General features: G+C 69.7%; 17 protein-coding genes. 5 read left to right on the top strand and 12 right to left on the bottom strand.

The genetic code is table 11. The annotated features are described in order from the left end of the window. Positions 1-12: 12 nt before the first annotated feature. The 8 genes from AB0M87_RS24910 to AB0M87_RS24875 form a co-directional block, all read right to left on the bottom strand. The gene (locus tag AB0M87_RS24910; protein ID WP_365856552.1) at positions 13-1,542 is read right to left on the bottom strand and encodes an MFS transporter; all 1,530 of its coding nucleotides are present in this window, start codon (positions 1,540-1,542) and stop codon (positions 13-15) included. 182 nt (positions 1,543-1,724) lie between these two features. Then, entirely contained in the window at positions 1,725-2,747 is a 1,023-nt protein-coding gene (gene fbaA / locus AB0M87_RS24905; RefSeq protein WP_365856550.1) for a class II fructose-bisphosphate aldolase, read from the bottom strand. A gap of 209 nt (positions 2,748-2,956) precedes the next feature. After that, positions 2,957-3,499, bottom strand: a complete 543-nt coding sequence (gene pyrE, locus AB0M87_RS24900) for an orotate phosphoribosyltransferase (protein ID WP_365856548.1) — start codon at positions 3,497-3,499, stop codon at positions 2,957-2,959. 58 nt (positions 3,500-3,557) lie between these two features. Beyond that, a complete protein-coding gene (locus tag AB0M87_RS24895; RefSeq protein WP_365856546.1) occupies positions 3,558-4,355 on the bottom strand; it encodes an aldose 1-epimerase in 798 nt (265 codons plus the stop codon). A 69-nt stretch (positions 4,356-4,424) separates the two neighbouring features. Then, positions 4,425-5,252: an SRPBCC domain-containing protein gene (locus AB0M87_RS24890; RefSeq protein WP_365856544.1), complete on the bottom strand. Its 828-nt coding sequence runs from the start codon at positions 5,250-5,252 to the stop codon at positions 4,425-4,427. 119 nt (positions 5,253-5,371) lie between these two features. Next, on the bottom strand, positions 5,372-6,922 hold the full coding sequence (locus tag AB0M87_RS24885) for a polyamine aminopropyltransferase (protein ID WP_365856542.1): 1,551 nt from the start codon (positions 6,920-6,922) through the stop codon (positions 5,372-5,374). Between the two features lie 54 nt (positions 6,923-6,976). After that, on the bottom strand, positions 6,977-7,495 hold the full coding sequence (locus AB0M87_RS24880; protein WP_365856540.1) for a DUF2617 family protein: 519 nt from the start codon (positions 7,493-7,495) through the stop codon (positions 6,977-6,979). A gap of 487 nt (positions 7,496-7,982) precedes the next feature. Further along, positions 7,983-8,288, bottom strand: a complete 306-nt coding sequence (locus AB0M87_RS24875) for a hypothetical protein (protein ID WP_365856538.1) — start codon at positions 8,286-8,288, stop codon at positions 7,983-7,985. A gap of 143 nt (positions 8,289-8,431) precedes the next feature. Here AB0M87_RS24875 and AB0M87_RS24870 point away from each other — a divergent pair, with 143 nt between their 5' ends. The 3 genes from AB0M87_RS24870 (at position 8,432) to AB0M87_RS24860 (ending at position 10,460) form a co-directional block, all read left to right on the top strand. Further along, positions 8,432-9,643 (top strand): pyridoxal phosphate-dependent aminotransferase, encoded by a 1,212-nt coding sequence (locus tag AB0M87_RS24870; protein ID WP_365856536.1) that lies wholly within the window; start codon positions 8,432-8,434, stop codon positions 9,641-9,643. A gap of 110 nt (positions 9,644-9,753) precedes the next feature. After that, positions 9,754-10,002, top strand: a complete 249-nt coding sequence (locus tag AB0M87_RS24865) for a type II toxin-antitoxin system prevent-host-death family antitoxin (RefSeq protein ID WP_365856534.1) — start codon at positions 9,754-9,756, stop codon at positions 10,000-10,002. After that, complete coding sequence (locus AB0M87_RS24860; RefSeq protein WP_365856532.1) at positions 9,999-10,460, top strand: PIN domain-containing protein; 462 nt, start codon at positions 9,999-10,001, stop codon at positions 10,458-10,460. The genes AB0M87_RS24865 and AB0M87_RS24860 overlap by 4 nt, the downstream gene beginning before the upstream one ends. A gap of 133 nt (positions 10,461-10,593) precedes the next feature. Here AB0M87_RS24860 and AB0M87_RS24855 read toward each other — a convergent pair whose 3' ends face one another. The 3 genes from AB0M87_RS24855 to clpB all read right to left on the bottom strand — a co-directional run bounded on the left by AB0M87_RS24855 (position 10,594) and on the right by clpB (position 15,057). Beyond that, positions 10,594-11,559 carry an SDR family NAD(P)-dependent oxidoreductase gene (locus tag AB0M87_RS24855; protein ID WP_365856530.1) on the bottom strand — a complete coding sequence of 322 codons (966 nt, stop codon included), beginning with the start codon at positions 11,557-11,559 and terminating at the stop codon, positions 10,594-10,596. 220 nt (positions 11,560-11,779) lie between these two features. After that, a complete protein-coding gene (locus AB0M87_RS24850) occupies positions 11,780-12,316 on the bottom strand; it encodes a YbjN domain-containing protein (RefSeq protein WP_365856528.1) in 537 nt (178 codons plus the stop codon). Positions 12,317-12,447: 131 nt separating this feature from the next. Continuing rightward, the gene (clpB, locus tag AB0M87_RS24845; protein ID WP_365856526.1) at positions 12,448-15,057 is read right to left on the bottom strand and encodes an ATP-dependent chaperone ClpB; all 2,610 of its coding nucleotides are present in this window, start codon (positions 15,055-15,057) and stop codon (positions 12,448-12,450) included. 168 nt (positions 15,058-15,225) lie between these two features. On the opposite strand from clpB, the gene AB0M87_RS24840 reads away from it, so the two are divergent. Beyond that, the gene (locus AB0M87_RS24840; RefSeq protein ID WP_365856524.1) at positions 15,226-15,630 is read left to right on the top strand and encodes a TIGR03618 family F420-dependent PPOX class oxidoreductase; all 405 of its coding nucleotides are present in this window, start codon (positions 15,226-15,228) and stop codon (positions 15,628-15,630) included. Between the two features lie 125 nt (positions 15,631-15,755). Here the strand turns inward: AB0M87_RS24840 and AB0M87_RS24835 are convergent, their stop codons facing one another. Further along, a complete protein-coding gene (locus AB0M87_RS24835) occupies positions 15,756-16,076 on the bottom strand; it encodes a (2Fe-2S)-binding protein (RefSeq protein ID WP_365856522.1) in 321 nt (106 codons plus the stop codon). A 510-nt stretch (positions 16,077-16,586) separates the two neighbouring features. Between AB0M87_RS24835 and AB0M87_RS24830 the strand changes: the two genes are divergently transcribed. Further along, positions 16,587-17,570 carry a helix-turn-helix transcriptional regulator gene (locus AB0M87_RS24830; RefSeq protein WP_365856520.1) on the top strand — a complete coding sequence of 328 codons (984 nt, stop codon included), beginning with the start codon at positions 16,587-16,589 and terminating at the stop codon, positions 17,568-17,570. Positions 17,571-17,674 lie beyond the last annotated feature (104 nt).

Here is a 17,674-nt window from a genome sequence, read left to right as displayed (position 1 = left end):
AGTCTGCCTGGCTCAGGACTCGCGTGCCGACTCGCCGGCCTCCAGCGGTGGCGCACCCAGCCCGCAGTGCATCCGGCACTCGGTGCCGCTGCGCTGCTCGCGCGGCGCGCGCACCGTGCAGAAGGCGATCAGCGCGCCCAGTACCAGCACGCCCGCGCACAGTGGCATCGCCCGGCGGAAGGTCGCGGCGAACTCCGTCGCCGAGCGGTACGCCTCGGGGCCCATCCCGGCGAGCAGCGGCAGCGCGGCCACCGCGACGAGCCCGGCGGCCCGGGCCGCCGCGTTGTTGATCCCGCTGGCGAGTCCCGCCCTGCCGACCTCCACCGAGGCCAGCACGGTGGCGGTCAGCGGCGCCACCAGAATGACCATGCCGAGCCCCATGACCAGCAGCGCGGGCAGCACGTCCGCCGGGTAGGAGGCGTCCGTACCGACCCGCATCATCAGCAGCATCCCGGCGGCACAGCACAGCGGGCCCACGGTGAGCGGGATGCGGGGTCCGATGCGTTGTCCGAGAGCGCCCGACTTCGCGGAGAACAGCAGCATCAGCACGGTGGTCGGCAGCATCGCGGCGCCCGCACCGAGTGCCGAGTAGCCTGCCACGACCTGGAGTTGCAGGACGGTGAGGAAGAAGAACCCGCCGAACGCCGCATAGACGCAGAGGGTGACCAGGTTGACCGCGGTGAAGAGCCGTACGGCGAAGATCGACGGCGGCAGCATCGGGTCGGGCCTGACGCGCTCGACCCGGACGAACACCACGCCCAGCACCAGCCCGACGGCGGCCGTACCCAACACCACCGGGGACGCGCCGTGCCCCGGTGCCGCGATCAGCGCATAGGTGACCAGGGCGAGTGCCGCCGCCCCGAGCACGGCACCCAGCACGTCGAACCGCCCGTGAGCCGCGGGATCCCGAGTCTCCGGTACGTGGCGGAGCGCGATCGGCACGCAGAGCACGGCCAGCGGCACGTTGAGCAGGAAAACCCAGCGCCAGCCGGGTCCGTCGACCAGCCAGCCGCCGAGGAACGGGCCGATCGCGGCGCCGACGCCGCCGAACCCGGACCAGAGCCCGACCGCGCGGGCCCGGTCGTCCGGGTGGAAGGACCCCTGGATCAGTGCCAGCGAGCCCGGCGTCAGCAGCGCGCCGCCGACACCCTGGAGCGCGCGGGAGGTGATCAGCACCCCCGCGTTCGGCGCGAGCCCGCAGGCAAGGGAGGCGGCGGCGAACCAGATGACCCCGATGACGAACACCTTGCGCCGCCCGAACCTGTCGCCGAGCGCGCCGCCGAGGAGGATCAGCCCGGCGAGGCTGAGCATGTACGCGGTCACCGTCCACTGGAGGACGGCCATGTCGGTGTTCAGATCGGTGCCGATCCTTGGCAGCGCGACGTTCACCACCGTCGAGTCGAGCAGGGCCATGCTCGAGCCGAGCACGGTGGTGAGCAGCACCCAGCGGCCGGCCGGGGACGCGGCGCGCAGGATGCCCTGCGCGGGGCCTGTCTCCGTCGCGGTGGGTGCGGACCCGGCGTCCGCGGGTGAATCGGCCATGCGAGCAGCATGGCCGGTACGACGGCGTGGGGCCATACCAGCGGGTCCCGGAGACCAGGCGCGAAGCGGTCGGACATGCGCCGGGCCCGGCACCCCTGGTCGGAGTGCCGGGCCCGGTGTACGGCTGCGTGGAGCGTACGGACTGCTTCAAGCGTGTACGGACTGCTTCAGGCGCGCACGGACTACTTCAGGCGGGTACCGGTGGAGCGCAGGTTCGCGCAGGCCTCGGTGACTCGCTTGGCCATGCCGGCTTCGGCGGCCTTGCCCCAGGTGCGCGGGTCGTAGGTCTTCTTCGAGCCGACCTCACCGTCGACCTTCAGGACACCGTCGTAGTTGCGGAAGACGTGATCCACGACCGGACGGGTGAAGGCGTACTGCGTGTCGGTGTCCAGGTTCATCTTCACGACGCCGTTCTCCAGCGCGGTGGCGATCTCCTGCTCGGAGGAGCCGGAACCGCCGTGGAAGACGAAGTCGAACGGGGAGGCCTTGCCGTACTTGGCGGCGACCCCCTCCTGGAGGTCCTTCAGCAGCTCGGGGCGGAGCACGACATTGCCCGGCTTGTAGACGCCGTGCACGTTGCCGAAGGAGGCGGCCAGCAGGTAGCGGCCCTTCTCCCCGAGGCCGAGGGCCTCGGCGGTGCGCAGCGCGTCGTCGACGGTGGTGTACAGCGAGTCGTTGATCTCGTGACTGACGCCGTCCTCCTCACCGCCGGTCGGGGTGATCTCGACCTCAAGGATGATCTTCGCGGCGGCGGCCTGCGCGAGCAGCTCCTGGCCGATGGCCAGGTTGTCCGCGAGGGTCTCGGCGGAGCCGTCCCACATGTGGGACTGGAAGAGCGGGTTGCCACCGGCCTCGACCCGCTTGCGGGAGACCTCGAGCAGCGGACGTACATAGCCGTCCAGCTTGTCCTTCGGGCAGTGGTCGGTGTGCAGGGCGATCGTGACCGGGTACTTCTCGGCGACGATATGCGCGAACTCGGCGAGCGCGACCGAACCGGTGACCATTTCCTTGGCGTACTGACCGCCCAGGAACTCCGCACCGCCGGTGGAGATCTGGATGATGCCGTCGCTCTCGGCCTCGGCGAAGCCGCGCAGCGCCGCGTGCAAGGTCTGGGTCGAGGTCACGTTGATGGCCGGGTAGGCGAACTTGCCTGCCTTCGCCCGGTCGAGCATCTCGTTATAGACCTCGGGGGTTGCGATGGGCATCTGTCCGCTCCTTGGGATGTGCGGGTTGCGTTGCGGGTTCCCTGACCTGGGGGCGACGTCATCGTCGCCGCCCATCTTTCCAGACTCTTGGCGCGACTCGACTTGGCGTGGGGGCTTGACACGCGCGGCGCTGGCGGTGTTTCACGTGAAACACCGCCGATGTCCACGTCGCCGCACTCATCACCGCTGGTCAGAGCCGCTGTGTGGCCTCAGAGATCCAGGTCGCCCTGGGTGTACGCGAAGACGTAGGGCACCCCGGCCTTGGCGATGACCTCATCGGCACCGGTATCGCGGTCCACGATGGTGGCAACCGCCACCACCTCGCCGCCGGCCTCCCGGACGGCCTCCACGGCGGTCATCGGGGAATTGCCGGTGGTGGTGGTGTCCTCCACCACCAGCACCCGGCGCCCCTTGATGTCCGGTCCCTCGATACGGCGCTGCATCCCGTGCGTCTTGGCGGCCTTGCGCACCACGAAGGCGTCCAGCGTCCTTCCGCGGGCGGCGGAAGCGTGCAGCATCGCGTCCGCGATCGGGTCCGCGCCGAGGGTCAGCCCGCCGACCGCGTCGAAGTCCAGATCCGCGGTCAGATCCAGCATCACCTGACCGACCAGGGGAGCGGCTGCGCCGTCCAGGGTGATCCGGCGCAGGTCGATGTACCAGTCCGCCTCCCGGCCCGAGGAGAGCGTCACCCTGCCGTGGACCACGGCCTTGTCCTTGATGTGCTGGAGCAGATCAGCGCGTACGTCAGTCATGCCACCGAGCTTAGACCGGCCGGTCTTAACGACCTGGTGCGGCCGCACGGCGGGGAACTCAGGGTCGCAGGCGGCGCCAGGTCCAGGTGGCCCCGATCTCCAGTGGGTCGATGAGGGTGACCAGACGCGGGGTGGTGTTGAGGCCGTTGGGCGGCCCGGTCTGCGGCTCGACACAGACCGCTTCCGGCTGTTCGTCGTACACCACGACCCACTCCTCACGGCTCCGCACCGTCAGCTCCAGCTGTTCCGGCCAGGTGAGGGTGACGTCCACGCCGTCCGGCATCCCGAAGCAGTCGTCCCAGGGTCCGGGAAGGGGGTCGATCCGCCGTCCGGTGGGGAGGTGGTCGTCGCCGCGCTCCTCCTGCCAGGTGGGTGCGAAATCGATCCGTACGTCGTCGCCGGTACCGAGATTGCGGTGGAACCAGGGGTGCCAGCCGGCCTGCGCCGGGAACGAGTCCCGGGCGGTCTCCACGCCGAAGGCCAGGGTGAGGGTGTCCTCGGTGAGCTCGAACGTCTGGGTTACCTGACCCCGGTACGGCCAGGGATCGCCCAGCTCATAGGCGAAGGCCGCCGCCGTGGGGGTGGCGTTCAGCGTCTTCCAGGCGGTGTTGCGGCCGGTTCCGTGGATGGCGTGCGGCGGGGAATTGATCGGCAGCTGGTGCGCCACCCCACCGCTGCTGAACCGCCCTTCCCTGGTGCGCCCGCACCAGGGCACCATCGGGAAGCAACCGAACTTCGCGCCCTGCCGCAGGAGTTCGGTGCCGGCGATGCGGAGGCTGCTGATCCGGCAGCCGTTCTCGGGGGTCACGGTCAATTCGACGTCGCCGGCGGTCAGCCGGACCTCTTCGCTACTCACGTCTCGACCCTAAGGGCTCGAGACGTGAGGCGGTTTGACGACGGGATGGGCGCTCCTTCCGCGGCGGCGTCAGCGGCGACGCCGCAGTGCCCGGCCCACCACGACGGCCGACGCGACCGCGAGCGCCGCCGCCGGGGCCGCCCAGCGCAGCGTCGCGACCGCGGTGCTGCCCGACGGGGCCGCCACGGGGGCATAGCGGCCGCGCGGCGGCGCGTGATCGACCTCTTCCGCGCTGCGGCCGATCATCGTGCGACGGGCGTGCGCGGCCTCCACCGGGGCGTCCGCCGCGGCGATGAACTCCGCCTCGGACACCGGGTCGAGCGAGGGCGGCGGCACTTCCGCGCCGAACACCGACGGGGTGGAGGCGTCCTGCGCGGCTTCGCTCTCGCTCTCGGCCGCCTCGGCTGCGCCCTCCGTCCCGGTGGCGTCGTCCGCCTCGGCACCATCCGTGGGTGCGGCCTCGGTGGGCGTCGCGGCCTCCGTCTCGAGCTGCCCCCCGAACCGGTCCAGCAACCGGTGCGCCGCTGCCAGCGCCGCCTCCGGGGCGAGGTCCGTCAGCCGACCCTCGCCGTGGGCCGTACCGGAGAAGGTCAAGGTGGTGCCGGTGGCGGATTCCGCCAGGGCCAGCGTCAGCGAGAGCTTCACCGACCCGGTGCCGCGGGCCTCCGTTCCCTCGCCCTCGATGGTGAAGCCGTCCTCCTGGGCGGCGATGCGCAGCGCCCCGCGGTAGGTGATCGTATGGCCGTCGATACGGACCTTCAGGCGGCCCGCCGGACCGCCCTCGGTGGCGTCCGCGGCCTGTTGGAGGCCGGGTACGCAGCGGGCCACCCGCGCGGGGTCCACCAACACCTGACGAACGGACTCTGCCGGAACCGGAACGAACACCTCATGCTCCATAGGAACCGAGCGTACTCAGCCACGGCCGACACGTCTGCCTTTCGGCCACCCCTGGATCTCACGCGCCGACTCGGCGGGCGCCGGCTCCCGGCTGCCGGCGCCCCGGTCACGGGCTCGCGTCAATCCCCGTACCGCGGATGCACCAGCGTCGAGGGCGGCACACCGGCGGCCCGGTCCCGCACCTGTGCCCAGTGCCCCGTCGTACCGGGAGCGCCCAGCCGCGGTCGTGCCCGGGAGGCCAGCACGAAACCCCAGTCGCCAGGAGTCCCGGCGGCTTCGTTCGTGCGGTCCGGTCCGTCCGCGGACCCCGGCACCCGGCCCGTCACCCGATAGGGCACGGTCCGCAGGCCGGCCGTCCGTACCGTCGCCTCGACCGTCCAGAAACTGCGGGAGCGGGTACCCAGCGCCCCCGCGTGGACGGCCAGCCGGCCACCGGGGGCCAGCACCCGCTCCGCCAGGCCGTAGAACTCCGACGAGTAGAGCTTGGTGCTCGGCGTGATGCCGGGATCCGGCAGATCCGAGATGATCACGTCGTAGCGCGGCCGGGGCGACCTCAGCCAGGCGAAGGCGTCGCCGGTGACCGCCCGCAGTCTCGGGTCCCGGTACACGTGGTCGTTGAGCGCGGAGAGTCCCGGGTCCGTACGGGCCAGCCGTTCGACGCCGGGGTCGAGCTCCACGACGGTCACCGACGTCACCCCCCGGTGTCGCAGCACCTGGGCCGCCGCGAGCCCGTCCCCGCCGCCGAGGATCAGCACCCGCCGGTGCGGTCCGCGCATCGCGGGGTCGACCAGGGCCCGGTGGTACTGGCGCTCGTCCCGGCTGTTGACCCGCAGCCGGCCGTCCAGGAAGAGATCCAGCGTGCCGTGCGGGGACCGGGTGAGGACGATCTCCTGCACGCCGGTCTGCAGGGCGACCCGCACATGCGCCCCGTACACCGCGCGCCTGGCCGCCTGTTCGAAGTCGCCGACCAGGGCGACCGCGGTGGCCAGCACCACGAGCACCAGCGCATTGACGGCGAACAGCCACCACCGCCCGCGCCGGGTCAGATCATGACGGAACAGCCAGAGCACCAGCGCCCCGCCGGCCACCGCGTTGACCGTCCCGGTGAGCAGCGCGCCGGTGAGCTGCCCCAGCAGCGGCAGCAGGAAGAAGGGGAAGGCCAGACCGCCGACCAGCGCGCCCACATAGTCGGCGGCGAACAGGTCGGCGACCGCGCCGCCCGGGTCCTGCCGGGACACCCGCTGGATCAGCGTCATCAGGAGGGGGATCTCCGCCCCGATCAGCACACCGATCGTCAGCGAGAAGCCGACCAGGGCGTACCGCGAGCCGCCGGTCCAGGCGAACACCGCGTACAGCACCAGGGCCGAGCAGCCGCCGACCAGTGCCAGGGTGGCCTCGATGAGTCCGAAGCCCACCGCCGCGCGGAGCCGCAGCCGCTTGGCGAGCAGTGAACCGATGCCCATCGCGAAGACCATCACGGACAGCACCACGGAGGCCTGGGTGACCGAGTCGCCGATCAAGTAGGACGCGAGAGCGACGAGTTCCAGCTCGTAGACCAGTCCGCAAGCGGCGCAGAGGAAGACCGTGGCGAGCACGAACAGCCTGCCGGTCCCCGGCCGTACGGACAGCCGTGTCCGCTGACATTCGGGGGAGACGGGCAGGTCGATCACGTACAGAACGCTACGTCACACCACGCACCCGATTCGTCACCCGCGCGAGTGCAATCAGGCCACGACAGGTGTACGCACGCCCACCTTCGTACGGGTCACCACGAGTTGACCCTCCTGGGGGTACGCGTGCCAGGTGCGCCAGTGCACCTGGCCGTCACGGCGCTGCGCCAGCATCGCGGTGAAGGCGTGCGGCGAGCCGGGGAACATACCGGCCAGGCCGTGCGGATGGTCGGTCACCAGGGCGAGGAGTTCCTGAGCCCGCCCGGCGAAGGAGGACGCGGAAAGCGTCTCCACACAGGCGGCGAACTCGTAACCCCAGTCACCGACACGCTCGGCGACGCCCAGAGGTAAGGGGGTGCTGCCGCCCGGGAGACAAGCGACGGTCTCCGAGCAGACGCCGCCCGCCTCTTCCAGGAGCACCTGGTGGGAGGCGCCGAGAAGTCTCATCTGGAGCTTGGCTCCGGCCAGTTCGAGATCGAGGACAGCCAGGGCGGGCAGTGGCTCGCGGCCCAGCGCCCAGGCCAGATCGGCGGCGCGGGTATCGGTGTAGGCAGTATTGAGCGTCGTGAGCATGGGGTGGGCTCCGCAAACAGACAATCGGCAGATGGACGGGGTTCTCCCCGGAGCAGGTGCCAGGGAAGGAGACGCCGGCGAGGGCCACGGTCAGGTCTCGGTCCGAGGGCTGCTTGTTCTCAGCAGGGTTCAGCAGGGGTGTTCTCAGCGGGCTCGTTCTCAGCGGGCGTGGTGCCAGCGGTCTGGCTTGTTCTCAGCGGGGTTCTTCTCAGCAGGTGCTGGGCAACAGGTCCTTCGCAGCGTGTCTTTCTCACCATGTTCTTCTCAACGGGGAGGCAATCACGAAGTACGTGCCGCTCACAGCCTTTTTACCCAACTTGACGGGGTTTCCATCCCTCGGGGGGTTTGCTGTTCATACGTTCAACTACCGGCGACCCAGCCATCGGCACCGTCCGCCAAGATGCGGGCGCCCGGCGGGGGTTGGTCCGCCGGGCGCCTCCGTGGGGGAATCAGCTGCCCCGTGTCAGCCGTTTCCCGCTGGTCCGCCTCAGCTGGAGCCGCCGCAGCCGCCTCCGCCACCGCAGGAGGACCCGCCTCCGCAGGACGAACCGCCGCCGCAGGACGAGTGACCGCCCCCGCCGCAGGAATGGTGTCCGCCGCCCGAGTGGTACCCGCCGCCCGAGTGGTGCCCGCCCCCGCCCGAACCGCCGGCGCTGTCGCCCACCCACCAACTGCCGGCCGCGGTACCGCTCCTGCCGCGGCGCTTACCTCCCTTGGCCGCCTTGCCGCCGCCGGCGACCGAAGCCACCAGGACGACCCCCACGATCACTGCGACGAAGATGAACGGCCCCATGGCCCCCACCTGCCTTTCGCCCGATGCAGCGGGGTCCCCCGTTGGTCCCTCGCTCCGGTGCCGGACTTGGTGCGTGACTGGGGGATCCCCCGGCCGGCGCCGGACCAAGCAGGAGTTGAGGAAGTCCAGAGGTTCGGCGCAGGATGGCGGCCATGACCTCCACCGGAAGCTCCACGCGCGGCGCCACCGGGCGGCCGCTGCTCAACCGCCGCCTGGCCGAGTTCGGAACGACGATCTTCGCCGAGATGTCGGCGCTGGCCGTGCGGACCGGGGCGATCAACCTCGGCCAGGGCTTCCCCGACACCGACGGCCCCGACGAGGTCAGGGAAGCGGCGGTCCGGGCGCTGCGCGACGGCCGCGGTAACCAGTACCCGCCGGGCCCCGGGGTCCCCGAGCTGCGTACGGCCATCACCGAACACCAGCAGCGGTGGTACGGCCTCGCCGCCGACCCCGACACCGAGGTCCTGGTCACCGCGGGCGCCACCGAGGCCATCGCGGCCGCACTGCTGGCGCTGGTCGAACCCGGCGACGAGGTGATCGCCCTGGAGCCCTACTACGACTCGTACGCCGCCTGCATCGCCATGGCCGGCGGTACCCGGGTCCCCGTCACGCTCCGCCCGCGCGACGGCGGTTTCCACCTCGACCTGGACGAACTCCGGGACGCGATCACCGACCGCACCCGCCTCATCCTGCTCAACACCCCGCACAATCCGACCGGCAAGGTCCTGACCCGCGGCGAACTGGCCACGGTCGCCGCGCTCGCCGTGGAGCGCGATCTGCTGGTGATCACCGACGAGGTGTACGAACACCTGGTCTTCGACGGGGAGCACATCCCGCTCGCCTCCTTCCCCGGAATGCGCGAACGGACCGTCTCGATCTCCTCGGCCGGCAAAACCTTCTCGTTCACCGGTTGGAAGGTCGGCTGGCTGACGGCCTCCCCGGCACTCGTGGCGGCGGTCCGCTCGGCGAAACAGTTCCTGACGTACGTCTCGGCCGGCCCCTTCCAGTACGCCGTCGCCGAGGCACTGCGGCTGCCGGACTCCTTCTTCACCGAGCTGCGCGACGAGCTGCGCGCCAAGCGGGACATCCTCGCCGACGGCCTCACCGCGGCCGGCTTCGAGGTCTTCCGGCCGCAGGGCACGTACTTCATCACCACCGACATCTCGGCGCTCGGCGAGAAGGACGGCCTCGCCTTCTGCCGGGCGCTCCCCGGCCGCTGTGGCGTCGTCGCCATCCCGAACGCCGTCTTCTACGACCATCGGGACGCCGGCCGCAGTCAGGTCCGCTTCGCCTTCTGCAAGAAGGACGACGTTCTCCACGAGGCCACGGGCCGCCTGCAACGCTTGGCGTCGTGAACTCACGGCCTCTTCGTCCCGGAGGGCTTCGGGAAGGAGTCGGCTCCCGGTGGTCCCCAGGGGGACGAACTGCGGTGCCCCTGCCCCATCAAGGTAGTACGCTGTACTACATGGAAGCCACCGCACGCGAACTCAACCAGCACTCGTCAAGGCTGCTCGACGAAGTGGCGCGCGGCGAGGAAGTCACCGTGACACGCAACGGCCAGGCCGTCGCTCGCATCGTGCCTGTGCGTAGCTGTGTCCCCGCCTACCCTGCGACGCCGATCGGTGACATCGAGCTGCCCGACCTCGACTTTGACGACGATGACCTCAGCGTCGAGGACATGAACGACACCCTGCGCGGAATGGGCGGCGTGTGAGCATTCCCATCGCCATCGCTGACACGAACGCGCTGTACAACCTGCTGCGCCCCAAGCAGTCGGAACACGCGCGTCACAAGGCCGCGCTTCCACTCGTCCGGCAGTTCGTCGTCTCACCGATGGTTCTCGCCGAGCTGGACTACCTGATCACCGCTCGGGCCAAGTCATCCAAGTACGCGCTTCGAGCGATGACGTTCCTGACCAACCAGCACGCGATGAACCGATTCGTCATCCCTGACGTGGGCCCGCACATGGGCACAGCCGTTGCGGTTGCCGAGGCGTACAAGGACGCGCGCAGCGGCGGGGGTATCGGCGTCACGGACGCCATGAACGTCGCGCTCGCCAAGGCATACGAGACGGATGCACTGTTCACGTCCGACAAGGACTTCCGGATGATCCAGCCACTGACCGGTCACGCCGCGTTCCGGCTGCTCCCCGACGACTTGGAGTCCTCATGATTCCCAGGGCCCGGAAGGGGAGGCTGACTGACGAGCCAGGGGGTCCCTCTGGCAGCCGGCCGGCCTCTTCACGCCGCGCTCCACGACCTCAGGACATTGGCCGCAGGACGGGGCGCCGTTCCGGGCGGACGGGCTACGCGGTCGCCCGGAACACGTCGACGCCGGTGAGCTCGGCCGAGAGCGTCCACAGACGCGCGGCCTCCCCCGGATCGGTCGCATGGTCACACACGCCGGCCACGGCGCCGTCGCTGCCGGCCGGTTCGGTGATATCGCAGTCCTCGCAGTAGACGCCACCCATGGCGTCCAGCTGCGGAGAGGTCGCCGCCCACACCTGCGTCGCCGCGCCCTGCTCGGGCGACTTGAACGTGTCGTCCACCAGATTGCCGTCCGCGTCGATCCAGCTGGCGGCAACCATCTCCTCGCGCGAGAGGTGGCGCTGCAGCGGCGTGAGAATTGCGCCGGGATGCACCGAGAAAGCCCGCACCCCCGCGTCCCGGCCGAGCGCGTCGAGGTGCACGGCGAACAGCGCGTTCGCCGTCTTCGCCTGCCCATAGGCCAGTGACTTGTCGTAGCCGCCCTCGAACTGCACGTCGTCCCAGCGGATACCCGAGCGGTGGTGACCGGCGGAGGACACGGCGACGACGCGCGCTCCGCCGCGCGCGATCGCCGGCCACAGCCGGTTGACGAGCGCATAGTGGCCCAGGTGGTTGGTCGCGAACTGAGCTTCCCAGCCCGGTCCGACCCGGGTTTCCGGGCAGGCCATGATCCCCGCGCTGTTGATGACGATGTCGATGCCGCGTCCCGAGGCGAGGAAGCGCTCGGCGAATCCCTGGACGCTCGCCAGGTCGGACAGGTCGAGTTCGTCGACCTCGACACCGCCGATGCCATGGACCGCCTCCTGGGCAGTCGCACGCCGACGGGCCGGAACGACGACGCGGGCACCGGCGCCGACGAGCGCGCGCGTTGTCTCCAGTCCGATCCCCGAGTAACCCCCGGTGACGATCGCCAGCTTCCCGGAGAGGTCGATCCCGCGCAGGACATCGTTCGCGGTGCTGCGGGCTCCGAAGCCGGAGCCGATCTTGTGCTGAGGCGTTGTCATAGCCCGGACGCTACGAGTTGGAGCGCGGTCCAAGTCAAGGCAGCGCTCCCCTGCGCATGTCGCGGCCACCCTGATCGACCGGCACAAGCGCGAGCAGCCCGGCAGGCGGAAGGAAGCGGCCTTCTCCCCCCAGCGGTGATCGCCTCGGCACGCGGAAGCCCGGCCGGCCCGGCGCCGAAGCGCCCGGTCGGCCGGGCTTCCTGCCGGCCCGGCGGCCGGCTCAGGCGTCGTCGCCCGGCTTGTCGTCGCCGGAGCCCGATTCCAGGTCCTGCTCGAGACCGAGCTGGTCGACGAGCCACTTGTCGAACTCGATCGAGGCGCGGACCCAGCTGACCGTGGACGACACGAAGTGCTCCAGCGCGACCCCGGTGCCGATCAGCATCTGGGCCTCACCGATGAGGCGGACGCTGCCGTCGTCGTGGGTGTGGCTGTAGACCTTGGGCCACAGCGTGCGGCGGTTCCAGTCGTCGATCAGTTCGAGGAGCTGCAGCTTCTCCTCGATGTTGTGCGGGCGGTCGTAGAACGTCCGCACAGAGAAGACCTGCTGGTCGTCCTCGCCGCGGAACATGAAGTACGTGCGGAATTCCTCCCACGGCGCGGCGAGGTCACCCTCGTCGTCGACGACATACTTCAGCTCCATCTGCTCGAGAAGCTGCTTGACCAGATCCTGGTCGGGGACGACGGGGCCCGCCGGTCCTGCGTCCTGCGGATCGGGCTGGCCCCCGAAGTTCGGAATGGAGGACGGGTCGATGGTCATCTTTGTATTGCCCTTCTTACGAGTCCTTCCATCCTCCCCCATGCCGGGCGGGGCATGGCAAGTCCCGCCCCGCACTATCGGTGACTATCCGCTGCGGGCTTAGACCGGTCGGGCCTACGACCGCCGGGTCACTACTGCGGCTGCTCCGCACGGCCCACGCTGAGCCCGTCCTCGAAGCGGCCGACCCGCACCGTGTCGCCGTCGGTGATCTCGCCGGCCAGGATCTCCTTGGCCAGCCGGTCGCCGATCGAGGTCTGGATCAGCCGGCGCAGCGGCCGGGCGCCGTACGCCGGGTCGTTGCCCTCGTCGGCCAGCCACGCCAGGGCCTCCGGGCTGATGTCCAGGGTGAGCCGGCGCTCGGCGAGGCGGGTCGCGAGGCGGTCGATCTGGAGGCCCGCGATGTGGGCCAGCTCGTCCTTCGAGAGGGCGGAGAAGACCACCAGGTCGTCCAGGCGGTTGAGGAACTCCGGCTTGAAGGACGCCCGTACGACATCCAGGACCTGCCGCTTCTTCTCCTCCGGTTTGGTGAGGGGGTCGACCAGATACTGGCTGCCGAGGTTCGACGTCAGGATCAGGATGGTGTTGCGGAAGTCCACCGTCCGTCCCTGGCCGTCGGTGAGCCGCCCGTCGTCGAGTACCTGGAGCAGTACGTCGAAGACCTCCGGGTGGGCCTTCTCCACCTCGTCGAGCAGCACCACGCTGTACGGGCGCCGGCGCACCGCCTCGGTGAGCTGGCCGCCCTCCTCGTACCCCACGTAGCCGGGGGGCGCGCCCAACAGGCGGGCCACCGAGTGCTTCTCGCCGTACTCGCTCATGTCGATACGGACCATGGCCCGCTCGTCGTCGAAGAGGAAGTCGGCCAGCGCCTTCGCCAGCTCGGTCTTGCCGACACCGGTGGGGCCGAGGAAGAGGAAGGAGCCGGTGGGGCGGTCCGGGTCGGCGATGCCCGCCCGGGTGCGGCGCACCGCGTCGGAGACGGCCTGCACGGCCTCGCTCTGGCCGATCAGCCGCTTGCCGATCTCCTCCTCCATCCGCAGCAGCTTCCTCGTCTCGCCCTCCAGCAGACGCCCGGCCGGGATCCCGGTCCAGGAGCCGACCACGTCCGCGATGTCGTCGGCGCCGACCTCCTCCTTGACCATGGTGTCCTTGGCCTCGGCGGACTTGGCGGCTTCCTCCTCGGCCTCGGAGGCCGCCTCGAGCTCCCGCTCCAGGCCCGGGATCTCGCCGTAGAGCAGCTTGGAAGCCGTGTCGAAGTCGCCGTCGCGCTGGGCACGCTCGGCCTGGCCGCGGAGCCCGTCGAGCCGTTCCTTCAGCTCGCCGACGCGGTTGAGGCCCTGCTTCTCCTTCTCCCAGCGTGCGGTGAGGCCGCGCAGTTCCTCCTCACGGTCGGCGAGATCGCGGCGCAGCTTGTCCAGCCGCTGTTTCGACGCCGCGTCGGACTCGTTCTTGAGGGCCAGCTCCTCCATGTGGAGGCGGTCGACGGCACGCTGCAGTTCGTCGATCTCGACAGGCGATGAGTCGATCTCCATGCGCAGCCGGGAGGCGGCCTCGTCGACCAGGTCGATGGCCTTGTCCGGCAGGAAACGGGAGGTGATGTAGCGGTCGGACAGGGCCGCGGCGGCGACCAGCGCCGCGTCCGCGATCTGCACCTTGTGATGGGCCTCGTAGCGTCCCTTGAGTCCGCGCAGGATGGCGATGGTGTCCTCGACCGAGGGCTCGGCGACCAGCACCTGCTGGAAGCGCCGCTCCAGGGCGGGGTCCTTCTCGATCCGCTCGCGGTACTCGTCCAGGGTGGTCGCGCCGACCATCCGCAGCTCACCGCGGGCCAGCATCGGCTTGAGCATGTTGCCCGCGTCCATCGACGAGTCACCGCCGGCCCCCGCGCCGACCACGGTGTGCAGCTCGTCGATGAAGGTGATGACCTGGCCGTCGCTCTCCTTGATCTCGGAGAGGACGGTCTTCAGCCGCTCCTCGAACTCGCCACGGTATTTGGCGCCGGCCACCATCGCGCTGAGGTCCAGCGACACCAGGCGCTTGTCCTTCAGGCTCTCCGGCACATCGCCCTTGACGATCCGCTGGGCCAGCCCCTCCACCACCGCGGTCTTGCCGACCCCGGGCTCACCGATGAGCACCGGGTTGTTCTTGGTGCGCCGGGACAGCACCTGCACCACCCGGCGGATCTCCTGGTCCCGCCCGATGACCGGGTCGAGCTTGCCCTCGCGGGCCGCGGCGGTGAAGTCCGTACCGAACTTCTCCAGTGCCTTGTACTGACCCTCGGGGTCGGGTGTGGTCACCCGGCGCCCTCCCCTCGTCGTCTCGAAAGCCGCCAGCAGCTTCTTCACGCCGGCGCCCTGCTGCGTCAGCAGCTCACCGGCCTGGCCGCCCTTGGCGGCGATGCCGATCAGCAGATGCTCGGTGGAGATGAATTCGTCGCCGAGTTCCTTGGCCCGCTGCGAGGCGTCGGCGATGACGGCCAGTGTCTCGCGGTTGGGCTGTGGTGGCGCGACGGTGGACCCGGTGACGCTGGGCAGCGCGCCGAGCAGCCGCTCGGCGCCGGACCGGACCACAGCCTGGTCCGCCTCGACAGCGGTCAGCAGATCGACGATGTTCTCGTTGTCCTGGCCCTCGAGCAGTGCCAGCAGCAGATGTGCGGGGGTCAGGTCGGCGTGCCCGTCGGATACGGCCCGGCTGTTCGCCGCATTGATCGCATCCCGGCTCTTGTTGGTCAGCTCGGCGTCCACGGTGTGCGCTCTCCTCCTTGCAGGGCTGCGGCGTGATGACCTTCAGCTGTGATGTCTTCAGCAGTGATGTCTTCAGCTGTGCTGCGCACCAATGACTCAGGCAACGTGCACAAAGTTGAGTCTATTCCACTCAAGATGCGAACGGGAGTCGCCGGGTAGGTTCGCCCCATGGCCATTGACCCACGGAACCCCGGCGCGACCTATCTCAGCTTCTGGCGCGAGCACCACCTCTGCACCTTGACCACCCTGCGCCAGGACGGCACCCCGCACGTGGTGCCGGTCGGGGTGACCTACGAGCCGGCGGCCGGGCTCGCCCGGGTCATCACCAACAAGTCGTCGCGGAAGGTCGCCCACGTGCTGGCGGCAGGACCGGACGGCGCGCGGGTCGCGGTCTGTCAGATGGCCGGCCGCCGCTGGGCGACGCTGGAGGGACGCGCGGTGGTCCGTACGGAGCCCGAACTCATCGCCGACGCGGAAAGCCGCTACGCGGAGCGGTACGGACGCACCCCGTCCGTCAACCCGGACCGGGTACTGATCGAGATCACCGTCGACCGGGCACTGGGCCGCGCCTGAGATGACCGGCCGGCCCGTTGCACGAGGTGATGCGGGCAGCACAACGGCGCCATCGTGTTCAGGTCACGATGGCGCCGTTGTGTGGGGGAAGCACCTGAGCGATCTTTTACGACGGGGGAATCGCTTCAGGCGCTGTGGGGGATAGCTGTTTGTGGCTCCGGCTCGATCAGTTCGTGATCGCGCCGGTCCAGGTTGACGAACACCATGCCGTACCGGATGGCACAGCGGACGGGCTGTGGGGCGCCCCGTGGCTTGCGCAGACACCGGTATGCACGGACGTCCTCGTCCTCTTCGCGTACGACGACGATCGGCTCGCCGAACAGGGTGACCATCAACGAGTCACCACGGTGTGGAATCGCCGTGACGAGGTCGATGAAATGCCACCCGGAGCGGTAGGCGACTGCCATCTCGCGCTGAAAGACCCGGTCGTCCGGGGGGACCGTCATGCGGCTGCCGTATCCGCCGGGTGGCTGTCCCAACCGAGGTCCTGCGGACCGACCTCCAGAGTCCGGCCGGGGGCCACATCCCAACCGAGGTCCGCCGGCTGCGCCGCCACAGTCCGAGCAGGCGCCACGTCCCAGCCAAGGTCCGCCGGCTGCGCCGCCACGGTCCGGCCGGGGGCCACATCCCAACCGAGGTCCGCCGGCTGCGCCGCCACAGTCCGAGCGGGGGCCACGTCCCAGCCAAGGTCCGCCGCCTGCGCGGTGGTGCCTTGCGCCCCCCCGGGGCCGATGTCCCAACCGAGGTCAAGAACGGCCAGCCCACCGAGAGCCAGCCCTGCGGAAAGACCAGTGGCAAGCACCGAGCGAAGCAATCTCTTACCCATAGTCGGCTTCGTCCTCACTTGAAAGGTTTCTTCTCCCCCGCCTTCAAGACGATCGCTCATCCACCCACGTCAACACCACCGGAACGATGCATCATGTTCTTGCACGTACAGGACCCTGGGGGGTGGAGCTATGGCCACAATTGACTCAAATGGGGCACATCCCCATGCCGTGACAGATTTGTGTGACGAAGGGAAGCGTCTTTACGCCAGTGCGCTGCGTTCCGGACGTATCGCCCGCTCAGAAGTGCACACGGCGCCCTGCCTCATGGAATTCGCCCTGCTCCATCCTGATCCTGACGATGCCCGCTGGCTCCAGCCCGTCCCACCGATCGCCGCGCTGGCGAAGCGCGTACACCCCATAGAACGCGAAATTCAAGCGCACCGGGACCTCGCTACCCAACTAGCAGACTCTTTTGAGCCGTTCATTGCCATCAGCGCCCAGGATCCGCCGACGACGCATGCCATCACCGTGCTCGAAGGCTTCGCCCGGATCAACGCGGCCATCGATCTGGCCACCACCGAATGCCACTACGAGGTGCTCACCGTCCAGCCGGGGGGCGGCCGGAGCGAGCACGCCCTCACCGACGCTCTGCAGCGGGGCCAGGACCTCATCGACCGCGGTGTCGGAATGCGCACTCTCTACCAGCACACGGTCCGCCACAGCCAGGGCACCCTCGCCTACGCGGAGCGCATGGCGGAGGGCAAGGTGGAGATCCGCACACTGGAAGAACTCATAGAACGGCTCATGATCTTCGATCGCTCGGTTGCGTTCATACCCACCCGTGACGACCGACAGGTCGCCCTGGAGATCCGCCATCCCGGGCTTGTCGAATACCTGGCCAAGGTCTTCGAACAGCTCTGGCGGCGCGCCGTGCCGCTCCTGGAGGAAGTACCGTACGAGCCCACCCCCGATGGCGTGTCCGGTGTGCAGCGTTCGATCGCCCAGCTTCTTGTCGAGGGATATGTCGATGAGGCCATCGCCCGTCGCCTGGGGATGAACGTACGGACCTGCCGGGCCCACGTGGCCAAGCTGTCCGCGACCCTGGGCAGTAACAGCCGGGCCCAGCTCGGCTACCTGCTGGCCAAGTCGGGAATTCTGCAGCAGCACCCGTGATCCGGTCTCCTTCCCGATGCTCCATGGGCACTGATTCTGGTGGGTCGGCGTCGGCCCTGCCACCCTCAACTTGCTGCTCTGCAACTTGATGAGCGGGGGTCACG

The sequence above is a fragment of the Streptomyces sp. NPDC051320 genome, assembly GCF_040682175.1.
Classification (GTDB): domain Bacteria; phylum Actinomycetota; class Actinomycetes; order Streptomycetales; family Streptomycetaceae; genus Streptomyces.
The sequence above is the reverse complement of the archived record's forward strand: the minus strand, read 5'-3'. Positions and strand labels throughout refer to the sequence as shown.

Coding starts and splice junctions, on each gene's coding strand:
- AB0M87_RS24830 (WP_365856520.1), top strand. CDS start 16,587: ATGGCCACAATTGACTCAAATGGGGCACATCCCCATGCCGTGACAGAT.
- AB0M87_RS24850 (WP_365856528.1), bottom strand. CDS start 12,316: ATGACCATCGACCCGTCCTCCATTCCGAACTTCGGGGGCCAGCCCGAT.
- AB0M87_RS24870 (WP_365856536.1), top strand. CDS start 8,432: ATGGCGGCCATGACCTCCACCGGAAGCTCCACGCGCGGCGCCACCGGG.
- AB0M87_RS24875 (WP_365856538.1), bottom strand. CDS start 8,288: ATGGGGCCGTTCATCTTCGTCGCAGTGATCGTGGGGGTCGTCCTGGTG.
- AB0M87_RS24840 (WP_365856524.1), top strand. CDS start 15,226: ATGGCCATTGACCCACGGAACCCCGGCGCGACCTATCTCAGCTTCTGG.
- fbaA (WP_365856550.1), bottom strand. CDS start 2,747: ATGCCCATCGCAACCCCCGAGGTCTATAACGAGATGCTCGACCGGGCG.
- AB0M87_RS24880 (WP_365856540.1), bottom strand. CDS start 7,495: ATGCTCACGACGCTCAATACTGCCTACACCGATACCCGCGCCGCCGAT.
- AB0M87_RS24890 (WP_365856544.1), bottom strand. CDS start 5,252: ATGGAGCATGAGGTGTTCGTTCCGGTTCCGGCAGAGTCCGTTCGTCAG.
- AB0M87_RS24835 (WP_365856522.1), bottom strand. CDS start 16,076: ATGACGGTCCCCCCGGACGACCGGGTCTTTCAGCGCGAGATGGCAGTC.
- AB0M87_RS24910 (WP_365856552.1), bottom strand. CDS start 1,542: ATGGCCGATTCACCCGCGGACGCCGGGTCCGCACCCACCGCGACGGAG.
- AB0M87_RS24865 (WP_365856534.1), top strand. CDS start 9,754: ATGGAAGCCACCGCACGCGAACTCAACCAGCACTCGTCAAGGCTGCTC.
- AB0M87_RS24855 (WP_365856530.1), bottom strand. CDS start 11,559: ATGACAACGCCTCAGCACAAGATCGGCTCCGGCTTCGGAGCCCGCAGC.
- pyrE (WP_365856548.1), bottom strand. CDS start 3,499: ATGACTGACGTACGCGCTGATCTGCTCCAGCACATCAAGGACAAGGCC.